Genomic DNA, 12,436 nt, shown 5'->3' on the forward strand with positions numbered 1-12,436 from the left:
CCAGAAAGGTTTTTCCGTTCGCCTCCAAGTCGGCCCTTGGTAAATGTCCGTTTCCGGCTAGAGTTGCGCTTGGTCGTTTGACCAGTAAACGGCGTGGTTTGGGTCGGAAGCGGCCACCTTGAAATCTGTGCGGGAACGACAGCTGAGGCACCGCTCGCAATGGATCGTCATGAGTATCGACATCGCTCCTGTTGGCGAGTGTGAAGATGGTGAATTGGTGGACTAAAAACACAAGATCATTCTTGCAATCAATCCTGCAGTAGGCGACACGCCAGCATCTCCCTCTGATTGGATTTATTGGGATGGGTGTCGGATTCATACCGATATCGACTGGCTAATGAGGTGATTTTCGAAATGCAGGCACGAAGCTGCGCTTTGGTGGTGGGGATGCACCGTAGTGGTACAAGCTGCACCGCTGGCATTTTGGCCCAGCTCGGATTTGCAGCGCCAGAAAACATGATCGGCGCAAACCCGTCTAATCCCAAAGGCCACTGGGAAGCTGAGCCTATAGCGCGGTTCAATGATCGGATACTCTCGTTCTCTGGAGCTGAATGGCGAAGTTGGGATGATTTAAACCGCAACTGGGTCAACACGCCCTATTTTGATCGTTTTGTTGCAGAAGGCTGCTCTGTATTAGGCGAGGCCTTTAATGACGCGCCCATGATTGTGCTCAAAGACCCGCGACTTTGCAGACTTGCATCAGTTTGGCATGAGATTTTAAAATCAAGTGGCTTTGAAGTGACGGTATTTATGCCGCTTAGACATCCAGCCGAAGTCGCCGCTTCTCTCGGTGCGCGGAACAGCATTGATACTGCCCAAGGGCAGTACTTATGGCTGCGTTACATGTTAGATGCAGAGACTGGCACGCGGGGTCGCCGTCGCTTTCTGTTCCGTTACTCGAATCTTGTTTCAGATTGGCGTGAAACTCTGCGGCAAGCAGAGGTTTCCATCGGCGCGGTTTTCCCGCGACTGAATGATGCCACAGCGGCATCGATCGACGCGTTTGTGGATCAAAACCTATACCGAAACAGATCGACTGACCTTGGGGGAGCTGGAATGCTCCATCCGCTTGTTAAGGATCTCTACGACATTTTGGTAGGTTGGGCCGACGGCGGCGAGCGTGCTGAGGATTACACTCGGATTGACGAAATTGACAAAATGTTCAGTGAATTCGCCAATCAGGTGCGCCCACTGTTTCTCGTTTTCGACGATGTTCAGCAACGCGTCAAAGATATGCAAAGTTCGTTAGCCAATCACAACGCAGGGCTGGCGAAGTTGCAATCCAAAATCGAGGCCGGGGCCGCTTCTGAGGCTGCCGTATCTCCTGATGTGGTCAATAGCATTACTGAACAAATGAGTGAGATCGACGGTCTAGAGTCAAAACTTACGCAGATGACGAAAGAGTTAGTCGATGACGGAAGCGGGCTGCGTGCAAACCTTGCAAAGCTGTTCAGCAATGCACAATCAGCTAACCTTGCTACTGCAGCAGAGGCCGAGGCGGCAAAGCAGGAGGCGACTTGTCAGATAGATGCTTTAACCGGTGAGCTAGCGGGTATGCGCGAAGCGTCGGAAACGGCCGCTAAAGAAATAAGTGAGCTGCTGGAAGCGATTAAATTACTGCGGGAACAGGAGGCGCAAGTCAGAGCTGACGCTGCCCAGGCGCAGGAAACTGTGTTCGAGCTGGAGGCACGTGTTTCTGCTTTAAAGAGCGAGGTTGAACAGAAGCGTGCAGAGACTGATCATGTTTACGCCGAGCGGGATGCTATCGCGAAACAGGCGGAGGCGCTTGCCCTCGATGCTCACGAGGCACGGGCGCGGGAGCTCGGCCTCGAAAACCAATTGCGAAAGAGCAATGACGAACTGATCACATCGCTTGATGAGATAGTTTCCTTGGCCAATCTTCTCCGCAACGCAGAACAAAGCGCCTTGTCGGCCCAGGCTGACCTTGATGCTGAGAAAAAGGCTCGGCGAGTCATTGAGACGCAACTCGAAGCGCAGCGGGTGAAGGCTGCGGCGCAGCAGCAACAGGTTGGAGCGTTGCAAGGCGAGCTAGCGACTGCTGTGTCCGATCGCCAGACAGTCATTGAAAAAAAGGGTGTGGCTGACGCCAAACTTATCAAGCTTCGTGAACAGCATGCGGCTCTACAGGCTAAGGCTGAGGTTCTGCACCGAGCCGTGAAAAACCAGACAGCTCTTGCCGATGCGTTGGCAATCGAAAAATCGGTCGCGAGTTCGAAGCTGAAGGCGTTGCGAGTGAAGCAGGAGGCATTGCTCGCCGAGAAGTTAGAATTAAAGCTAGAAAATAGGCGCGCGAAGATATGCGTTAGTAGCGCCGATAACCATGCTGAACTTACCTCGCGCATTATAGCACTCATGGCTGCGGAACGATTGGCATTTCCGACGTCGAAAATGCCCGAAAGAGCACTGGGAAGGCTGTTTGGAAGTCGTCAACGATCTTGGCAAAAGTTTCGTGATGGCCTTGCCGAACAAGGGATTTTCGACTCGAACGCATATCTCATCATGTATCCTGATGTTGCCGAAGCCGGGGTCGATCCTCTCGTTCATTATCTTACGCGAGGCCAACTGGAGCGCCGGGATTTGCCGCACAGTGTCGACCAAATCTCCATCGACGCTAAAGATGGTCAACAGCCAAGGTTGAAAAAATGACCTCGCCCAAACACGATGTAGAGCCAGCAAGATCGATAAGGCATGCAATCGTTGCAGCCCGTTTAGGCATGGAAGAGTCGGTTTTTGCTGAATGGCTCAGCCAGCGTCTGGGGGATCGTTCGCCTGAGGGCGCATTACCGGCTCCCAATGTCGCTCCTTGGGAAAATACCGTAGACGCTAATTTTAGTACTTATCAAAAATCAGCAAAATATTCACGACTACACTATTCCGCTGAAGCCGCAGTTTTAAATCGCTATCGCCTTTTAAGGAAGCGTACGGATGGGCGGATTGCCTTCATTTCCGCAATCTCAGGCGGTTACGATTCACCTAAGTGGCATGAGCATCTAGTTCCTACTGCTGATTACCTGCTATTTTCGGACACGCTACGTACTCATCCTTTATACGAAGTGCGCCCGTTCTGTTACTTTAACGCTGATCCTGTACGCACCGCACGCTTCGTCAAAACTCACCCTCATATTTTTGCCTCCGACTACGAGGTGGCAGTTTGGGTTGACGGTAACATCATCATCAGGGGCGATTTGACCGAGGAGATCGATGAATTCATTCGATCGGGATTGCCAATCGGTGTTATCCGTCACCCCTTTCGCGCTTCTATATACGGCGAATCTGTAGTCTGCATTGCTCGTGCAAAGGATGGCGAGGCCGTTATCGATAGGCAGCTTGCCCGCTATAGGGCCGAAAATGTGGCGCCAGATTTCCTAATCGAGACCAACCTAATGATGTTCAGGGTCAATCATCCTGACTTGCCGATGCTTATGAACCGATGGTGGGGCGAAATTGAAAATGGTTCCCGGCGCGACCAAATTTCACTGCCTTACGCAATACAAACAAGCAAGGTCGAGTGCCATTGGATAACGTCACCAAGTGTCTCAACTAGGAACCACCGTAAACTAGTTCTGGTCGATCATGAACGTCATTGCGATACGTTATCTATAGGACAGTTAAATACCGAAATTTCAGCGCCGCCCTTTCGCGAGATACGGGAAGCTCGGATTGCAGCACAGGCGGGACGGCGAATGGACGTAATAGTTTGTGTCCACAATGCGCTTGAATGTGTTCAGCGCTGCTTGGCCTCTGTCGCCGCTAACAGAGACCCGTCATGCCATCGGATCATAATTGTGAATGATGGATCAACTCTCGATACTGGAGATTGGCTGCGCGAATTTGTTAAACAAAATGAGAATTGTCACCTCATTGAACATGATGTCGCGCAAGGCTACACGCGTGCGGCCAACGCAGGCATGGCGCTGAGCGCTGGCGAAGCCTTGGTATTACTGAACAGCGACACCGAGGTTCCTCCTTGTTGGATTGAAAAGCTCTTCGACACATTCGACACATTCCCGGACATTGGCATAGTGGGCCCCTTGTCGAACGCCGCAAGCCACCAATCCTTACCTGATCATCGCAGCAGTGCCGAAAATACAGCAATCAACGAATTGCCAAACGGCTTCAAAGTAGCTGACATGGATCGCTGGTGCGAACAGCAAGCAGACAACAATGCAAGCGCTCTTGTACCATTAGTTCACGGCTTCTGTTTTGCGATTCGGCGTGAGTTGCGCGATGCGATAGGTGGCTTTGATGAGTTGGCGTTTCCCCACGGATATGGAGAAGAAAGCGACTACTGCATGCGTGCAGCAAACGCCGGGTTCCTGTTAGCGATCGCCCTTCACACATTCGTATTTCACGAAAAATCGAAGAGTTATGAGACCGAAAAGCGACAGGCACTTATGAAGAACGGGTCCGAGAAGCTTCGTGAGGTCCATGGTCAGGACCGCGTCGCGAATGCCGTAAAATCGATGCAAGAGAACCCAGCATTCGCCCGCTTACGACACCTTTCAAGTTTTTTACCGTATAAGATTGAAGAGTTGGGTACCAGATGATGGTCTTTTGACTGCGCTGCCAACCGAATGTTGGATCATTCGCAGCTAGAGTTTTTTTGCTGTATCCGCCCCTGGCTGGACGGGGAGCGCGTGAAGGCATTGAATTTTACGGACGCGCACAAGGTGGTCGCCATAAAGCATGGCTAGCAGGGAATGCTGATCGACGTGATCTGCCGCAGGGCGTGAATGAGGTAGGCCCCTTACTTCAACCGGTAGAGGAAACACGCGGGCTGTCGCGAACGGAGGTCCGCAAGCTTGGCTTGGCGATGTTCTCGCACGCATCGCAGGTCACCCGACAACCCGGCTCCATGAGCTTCTGCCATGCAATCGGGCGTTGTGCACCGAAGCGATCGCCGGATAACCCGGCCTACGCGCCGGTCTCGATCACAGCGTGGCCTTCACCGGACAAATACTTCTCTTACAGCAAACGGTCTCATTTCAGGGAACCACGTTCAGCCAACAAATTTATGCGCTTAACCGGTGCCGATCAATGTCGAAAAACCTCTTGCACCGCAAGGGCCTCCGACACATGAGCCTGACTCAACCTGAAAACATGCAAGGACGCACCAAACCGATGGCAGCCCACGTCGACAGCCCCCCACAATTGGTTAGTCGCAAGCGAGTAGTCGTGATCGCTTGGGATATGGGGCACAACCCGGTTGGACGCGCGTATTTGCTAGCCGACGTACTGAGTAAGAATCATGATGTAACACTGATAGGCCCACTGTTTAAGCGATATGGGGGAAAATTGTGGGGGCCACTGAATAATTCAAACATAAAAATCCGTACTTTTCCGGCTGAAAAGATGGATGATTTTATTAACTCTTCGATAAAATTTATCCGTGATATAGAGGCTGATATAGTTTACGCGTGCAAAGCGCGTTTGCCGAGCATGATTTTAGGCTTACTTTTTAAATATAATTGTAATTGCCCTGTAATCTTAGACATAGATGACCATGAATTATCATTTTTTCCAAATCGTGCACCGCTCACGGTGGATCAATGTATTAAGGGGCAAGATTCCATTGAAGGTTTAGAATTGCCTTTCGGGGAGGCGTGGACGCGTGTTTGTGAAACGCTAATTCCACACTTTGATGGCGTCACAGTTTCTAATATCGTGCTTCAGAAGCGTTTCGGAGGAACCATCGTTCGGCACGCTCGGGATGAGGAAAAATTTGCACCCGATGCTTCCGTGCGAAATCGGGTGCGTGCTCAGTTCAATTATTGTGAGCGCGATCGCGTAATCTTGTTTTTGGGCACGCCGAGGGCTCACAAGGGTATTTTCAGGATTGCTGAGGCAATGCGGCGCATTGGCGATGAACGGCTGGTTCTTTGTATTATCGGCTCGCCCAACGATCGGCGCATTGAGCAGCAGTTGGTCGACTTCTCAGGAGCCAGAATTGACTTGCATGAAGACCGGCCTTGGGAGGATCTTCCAACCTTGGTCCATTTGGCAGACGGCGCCTGCCTCTTTCAGCAAGAGGCGTCGGCGATTGCTGAATACCAAATACCTGCCAAGCTAACTGACATGCTCTCAGTCGCAGTGCCGGTGGCAGTAACCGATGTTCCGCCTTTCACCGACGTGCCTTCTCCTAGTGTCATCGTAAAAGTGCGTAGCGAGCATCAAATTGACGCGTTTCTTCGTTCAGTAGCAAATGGAACTGCTGGCGGACAAAAATTTAAAGAGGCTTCACGTCAATATTTTATCGATGAGCTGAGCTACAAAACTGCATCAGAACGAATTGAAGGTGCATTTGAAGAAGCAGAAAAAAAATACCGGAAATGGAGCGATGAGATTGTACAACTCTTTTCGTTTTTAAAAACCCAGTTTCGAGTAGAAATCCCCACAGACACTCCCTATTGGAGCAAGGCGAGTATTGGAGCCCCGGCAATCAAGAAAGACCGGCCAATTGATATTGCTTTTTTTTGGAAGCAAAATGACACCGGCATATATGGGCGGCGGCATGACATGCTCATCAAATATCTCGCCGGACACCCTCGGATTGGTCGAATCGTACAGTTTGATGCGCCAATGGCGCTTCGCCAGTTAAGCCGAGTTGAGCATGGCGACGGGTCATTCATAGATCAAAACAATCGGATCCTAGCGAACGTGTTTTCGCGGATTGTTCGGAGTGCAGACAGCGAGAATATTGCGAACCGTGTATTCGTTCACCGAGATGGCGAGCAAGCCCAAAGCTTTCTTGGTGGCGATCTCCCCGCTAAGGACGACTATGCTGATTGGGTGCGCCGCCAATTAGCTGAGATCGCTCCAGTTCGCAGTTTCGTAAGTTGGGTGACCCCCGTGGTTTTTGATTATCCTCAGTTGCATGATGAATTGAAATTCCAGCTAAGCATTGCCGACATCATCGATGACCAGCGCGCTATGCCGACAACCCCAGACTATAAGGCCAAGCTTACGCAGAGTTATGTCGACACTCTAAAAAGGGTGGATATCGTCTTTGCCAATTGTATGGCTGCCGCTAAAGCATTCGCCGAGATCAGGTCAGATGCGCACATTGTTACTAACGCAGCCGAAATTCTAAGGCCGATTGAACCGAATGCAGTAGCGCCATGGGAGCTTCGTCGATTTAAGCGCCCTATCATAGGTTACGTAGGCAACCTCCGCGATCGGATCGATGTCGAACTAGTTGAGCGTATGGCAGTTGAGCAGCCTGACTGGAATATTATCCTAATAGGTTCAGCGCATCGTAATCCACCCGTTTTGCGGCTCCGGAAACTTAGCAATGTCCACTTTCTTGGCGTTAAGCCATACGAAGTTGCATTAAATTATATGCGATTTTTTGATGTAGCAATTATGCCGCATTTAAATAATGAAGTTTCCGATTTGATGAATCCCCTGAAGCTATATGTGTACTGCTCGGTAGGGGTTCCGATAGTTACGACCGCAGTATCCAACATTGACGAAATGAGAAAAATTGTAAATGTCGCGAATAATCACGATGAATTTATCCAAATGGTATACTCAATCGTAGCAAATGTCTCTGGTGATTTCAAAGATAGAGCTTCCAATCTTCCAATCGAACACTCGTGGGGTAGTCGGGTGGAAAAAATTGTGAGCGTGATCGATGAATTCGTTAAGCAATGACGTTGTCTAGCCTGGATTATTGACTTGACCTCCTGATTTTCTTTCACGAGCGATTAGAGTCTGGCCTGAAGGACGGACAGACTGCACTGCTACCCAACCTCGGACCACTCGGGTCTGGAGTTTTCCGCCTTGCTCAGATCCGGTGGGCTGGTTTCACCGGCTGAGTTTGCCAGCATGATCGGGGGGATATTCCCGATCGCGCTGTGCGGTCGTTCTTCGTTGTAGTGTCTACGCCACGCCTCCAGCTTTTCGCAAGCATCTTCCAGCGACAGGAACCAGTGGGCGTTCAGGCATTCGCTGCGCAGCTTGCTGTTGAACGCCTCGATGAACGCATTGTCCGTAGGCTTGCCAGGCCGGCTGAAGTCAAGGATCACACCGCGCTGGTAAGCCCACAGATCCATGTCCCGAGAGATAAACTCGCTGCCATTGTTTACCCTGATCGTCTTGGGGTAGCCGATCTTTCGGCACGCCCGGTCCAGTGTCGCGTCGACGTTCTCGCCACGGTAGCTGAACCGAGGGTCGACCACCGGCGATAGCCGTGAGTAGGTGTCGACCACCGTCAGGATGCGCAACTTGCGACCCGTTGCCAGTTGGTCGTGCACGAAGTCCATCGCCCACACATCGTTCGGCCGGATCGCCGGGGCACGATCCTCGCGCAGCTTCGCCTTGACCCGCCGCTTGGGGGTCTTGTTGCGCAACTGCAAGCCCAACTCCCTGTAAAGCCGATAGACCTTCTTGGCGTTCACAATCCAGCCCTCGCGGCGCAAGATGTGATAGACACGACGATAGCCGTAGCGAACGTGCGTCTCGCAGATCTCCTTGATGCGCTTCTTCAGAAAGGCCGGATCCGTGCGGCGGGACTGATAGTGGTAACTGGAAGTGTCGAATGGCAGAACCCGGCAGGCCCTCCGGATCGACACGCCCCAGTCCACCAGCATCCCGTCGACCGGATCCGGCCTCAGAGCTTTCGTTTGATAACATCCTGCAGCAACTCGCGATCGAGCGTCAGATCGGCGACGATCTTCTTGAGCCGGCTGTTCTCGTCCTCCAGCTCACGCAGCCGCCGCATCTCCGATGGCAGCAGCCCCGCGTATTTCATCTTCCAATTGAAGTAGGTCGCCTGGCTGATCCCCGCCTTCCGGCAGATCTCAGCAACCGGCGTTCCTTCCTCGCCCTGCTTGATGACGAACGCCTTCTGCGCGTCCGTGAACTTCGATGCCTTCACGCCATACCTCCTCGCCCAGCCAAGGAAACTTACGGCGGAAAACTCTACCCGCAAATGGTCCAGTTTTCAGGTGGCAGAGCACTCGGCGACCCTTGCCTGCGGATATTCCTAGACGGTTCGACTCTTTTAACGTTTTACGCCATGAGATTGCAATGCACGCTCATTGGCTGAAATCTCTCGGTCGAGAGAGGCATCGTTGGTGAAAACCCAATTACCATGGCTGGCATGAAGTTCCTTGATATCTTCCCCATTATCAGAAATCGTCGACATATGAACGATGCAGTTCCGTCCGCCCGCGCGCCCTTGAAATAAAACCCCGTATTGAGCATTGTTCGTGATCTCACAATTTGTCAAAATGACATTTGAGGCGTTGGAAATCATTACACCTGTTTCGTTGTTTTCGGAAAATTTTCCAGATATCAAAACGAATTCAAGCGCCTTTTCTGCAGAACCGCTCAGTGAAACGCCTCGTTTGCAATTTTTGGCGCTTCCTTCGACAACGACATTACGCAACGCCCCGTACGCGGAATCTAGCATGATTCCATTGCCCGTAGTGTCTTTAACATGTGCGCGGCATCGCACACCAATCCCTCCATCAAGGTGAACTGCCGAGTGCATTTTGTCTCGCCCGGCGTCACTCACAATGATATCGATATACATGTTTGACGCGTTACTAGTGGAAACACCCGACCATCCCAGCTTGTGCATATTACAGTCTCGAACTGTTATTCTATCAGAACCATTGAAATGCACCGCTGTTTGTCTAATATCGATAAAATTTGCCTCCTCGACCATCACATCGTGGGCATTCTTTATGTAAATTGCACAACAAAATGTAAGTGCTTTGTGATGAGGTTGACGCTCCTGTGTGTCACCATTCCCATCGACCGAAAAGCCTCGCAGCAATATCGATCTGTTTCCTCTTACGTGATCCGCATTCGTGAAGAGATGACAATGACTTGCGCGGGCAAGTATGAGTTTTGTCCGAGCCCTGCCAGCACCGATCATGGAGGTATTCGAGGGGAGAAGGATGGTCTGGGAAATCAGATACTCGCCTGGAGCGAAAAAAACGGTCACGCCTTCCGGATAATCGTTAGCGATTTTATAGAGAACGCTCAAATCTGTTGGCGTAATACACAGGACCGGCGGTTCGGGCTGCACTCCAGTTTCGAGCAATTTCGTAACTATTTCCGAATTTGAATTCAACATTACTCAGCGCCTTTCCGTGCGTTGCTCGTGTGGGGTCACTTGGTCTCTCGCTGCGAAAGTGCTGTGCTGCCGCCGGGCGTGCGCCTCGTTTGAAGGGACCATTTTGCGCGCGATAAAAGTTGCATTCGGAATTCCTTCTACGACCGGCGCGGACCTGCGGATCGACGTTAATTTAAGGCCCGCCTGACGATGCAAATCGAACAAGTCACCGCCCCAATCTGTTACGACGAGACTCTTCGAACCATCACCGGCAATATGATAACGTGGCGGTAAGAGGTGCTCCACCTTACCATCATAAGCTAGTCTAGCCCTAACCGAAGAAACCTTCGGAAAAGGATAAACAACTGGCATCGTGAATATATGAACACCATTTGGCTTGAGGACTCTCTCAATTTCTGAAAATACTTTTAGAGGATCGAAAACATGCTCTAGTACCTCCATTGAAATCATTAAATCAAAGCTTTGATCTGAAAATGTGAGTGCTCTGAGATCTTGACAATACACTCCGTCGCGGATTTCTCCGAGTCTGGCGTCCTCCCAAAAATACGACTGAACGTAACCCGGCAAATTTTTGAGACGCGCCGCGATAGGACCGGTAATCCCCGCTTCATAGATGGCTAGATGGTTCATTCCACCGGATTCGACGAGGCGGCGCAGGTCGAGGAAGGTGCTATCCCCGAATTCATCGACAATAATTTGAGCCAAGTCTCGTTGCCGCATCATCGATCGGCAATTTGAGCAACGAAAGTTGTCACGAGCGGCGATTCCAGCTTCGACGTTCAATATTCCACGGTTTCCGCAAACACTACAATGAAACAACATGCATTTACCCTTTGTATTTTTCCATGAAAGGTTTCTAATGAATTCCCGTAAGTTTTGTCATTTTGACAATCATTCGGGTATAATTGGGAAAATATTGCATTCCTATACTGTAATCTAGGCCGATTTTATGGGCATGATGGCTTGCCAGCCTCGATCGAAGCATTTGAACCTCATCGTCCTTCGTTGATTCAACGTTTTTTTCAACGAAACAAGAAATTAATGATGTGAACTGACGCAGGTCGGGTGGCACATGCCCTTGATGGGCCGGCTTTGCCAGTCGTTTTGACCGATGCTGAATGAGCGGTCCTCGGGCCGTTCTTTCTTCGCCTTGGTTAGCGTCCGCGCTGGCAGCGTAATTTCTAGGGCGTAAATTCATAAATTGGTTTGCGACAAGTACGCTCGGTTGACTCAAGGCTTCAGGAAGGAGCTTTAGATGACGCGGCAGCGATACGAACTGATTGACGGGGAATGGTCGATTTTCGAGCCACTGCTGTCTAACAAGCCACGGGGTGTTCCCCGCGTTGATGACCGGCGTGTGCTGAATGGCATTCTTTGGCGGTTCCGCGCCGGCTCACCGTGGGGCGGGATATCCTCTCGCTAGGCCCGAAGGCCTTACGCGGACCGAAACTAAGGTGCCTATCCGCCCATTTGTTGTTTCCGAATGCTCGATCCTAAAAGGCAAAATGCCACCGTAATTGCGGTGACCTGAGCACAGGAAGTGCAAATGAGTGACAAGCGATGAAGTACAGACAGGGAAGTGTGGCCGCAGCCATCAAACGACTGGCGAACTCGATTGAGGCTGAACTGGAGGCTGGTAAGTCTCGAGCCTCGATCCGTCGCCAACTGATGGATGCGAACTCGATCGGAAGTGTCAGTCAGGCACACTTCAATCTCGTGCTTGCCGATCTCGGGGTAGGCAGACAAGCGGCGCAGTCGGCTGACGTCAGGACTTTGCCTGATTTGCAGCCCGTCCTCGATGACGCCGAGCAGCGTGATCCGGGCAGTGCTAAAGTTCTCACAAATGCGGAGCTGTTTGTTGCGCAGGCAAAAGCGATGGGGGTCACAGGTCGAAAGGGTTCGTTGTTTGAAGCAGTAAGACTGAGTGCGATCGAGCGCACTTCGTCAAACAAAAGCGCGTCATGACCAACTTGGTCGCAGCGTTTAGAGGGGGGGCCGTCGCCCCCCCTTTTTTAGACTTGCGAAGGAAAATCATACGTCAGTGAACTATGGTATCGACGAAGGTTGCCTCAGCAACAGCAGAATAATAAATGACTGAAATAGAACATTCCTCATATGGTGATGTGAGGAACAGGGCGGAACTCGGTATAAATAAGAGCAGTTTCAGATTTTTAGGCGCAATATTGCAAACAGGGATGCATAGTCATTCAGCCCTGTTTGCTGCGCGTCTTCGCAAGCTCCGATGGGGTAGCCTCCGGCGGTCCGCAACAACAACTGATTTTTGACAGAGATTGGCCGAGGTGTTCAGAAATATCTCTCAGGCGCTTC

The 12,436-nt window shown here is 51.2% G+C and carries 7 protein-coding genes and 2 pseudogenes; 6 read left to right on the forward strand and 3 right to left on the reverse strand.

The window, feature by feature from the left end:
• Positions 1–342: 342 nt before the first annotated feature.
• The 4 genes and pseudogenes from SJY33_RS00310 to SJY33_RS00325 all read left to right on the forward strand — a co-directional run bounded on the left by SJY33_RS00310 (position 343) and on the right by SJY33_RS00325 (position 7,674).
• Positions 343–2,667, forward strand: coding sequence for a hypothetical protein (locus SJY33_RS00310; RefSeq protein ID WP_379920497.1), 2,325 nt, complete (start codon positions 343–345; stop codon positions 2,665–2,667).
• Complete coding sequence (locus SJY33_RS00315; RefSeq protein WP_379920498.1) at positions 2,664–4,568, forward strand: glycosyltransferase family 2 protein; 1,905 nt, start codon at positions 2,664–2,666, stop codon at positions 4,566–4,568. Before SJY33_RS00310 ends, SJY33_RS00315 begins: the two co-directional genes overlap by 4 nt.
• Before the next feature lie 247 nt (positions 4,569–4,815).
• Positions 4,816–4,929 (forward strand): annotated as a pseudogene (locus SJY33_RS00320) (transposase domain-containing protein); the annotation flags it as partial.
• 168 nt (positions 4,930–5,097) lie between these two features.
• Positions 5,098–7,674, forward strand: a complete 2,577-nt coding sequence (locus SJY33_RS00325) for a glycosyltransferase (protein ID WP_379920499.1) — start codon at positions 5,098–5,100, stop codon at positions 7,672–7,674.
• Between the two features lie 89 nt (positions 7,675–7,763).
• Here SJY33_RS00325 and SJY33_RS00330 read toward each other — a convergent pair.
• The 3 genes from SJY33_RS00330 to SJY33_RS00340 all read right to left on the reverse strand — a co-directional run bounded on the left by SJY33_RS00330 (position 7,764) and on the right by SJY33_RS00340 (position 10,891).
• Positions 7,764–8,899 (reverse strand): IS3 family transposase gene (locus tag SJY33_RS00330; protein ID WP_379920500.1). Its coding sequence is split into 2 segments (ribosomal slippage): positions 7,764–8,644 and positions 8,644–8,899, totalling 1,137 coding nucleotides; the frame shifts between segments, so codons are not numbered across the junction.
• Positions 8,900–9,025: 126 nt separating this feature from the next.
• A complete protein-coding gene (locus SJY33_RS00335) occupies positions 9,026–10,108 on the reverse strand; it encodes a right-handed parallel beta-helix repeat-containing protein (protein ID WP_379920501.1) in 1,083 nt (360 codons plus the stop codon).
• A gap of 3 nt (positions 10,109–10,111) precedes the next feature.
• Entirely contained in the window at positions 10,112–10,891 is a 780-nt protein-coding gene (locus SJY33_RS00340) for a class I SAM-dependent methyltransferase (protein ID WP_379920502.1), read from the reverse strand.
• A 472-nt stretch (positions 10,892–11,363) separates the two neighbouring features.
• Between SJY33_RS00340 and SJY33_RS00345 the strand changes: the two are divergent.
• Both SJY33_RS00345 and SJY33_RS00350 read left to right on the forward strand, forming a co-directional pair.
• Positions 11,364–11,528, forward strand: a pseudogene (locus tag SJY33_RS00345) (transposase); the annotation flags it as partial.
• Between the two features lie 140 nt (positions 11,529–11,668).
• Positions 11,669–12,073, forward strand: a complete 405-nt coding sequence (locus SJY33_RS00350) for a hypothetical protein (protein ID WP_379920503.1) — start codon at positions 11,669–11,671, stop codon at positions 12,071–12,073.
• Positions 12,074–12,436 lie beyond the last annotated feature (363 nt).

The organism is Erythrobacter sp. R86502, from assembly GCF_042466465.1.
Classification (GTDB): domain Bacteria; phylum Pseudomonadota; class Alphaproteobacteria; order Sphingomonadales; family Sphingomonadaceae; genus Erythrobacter.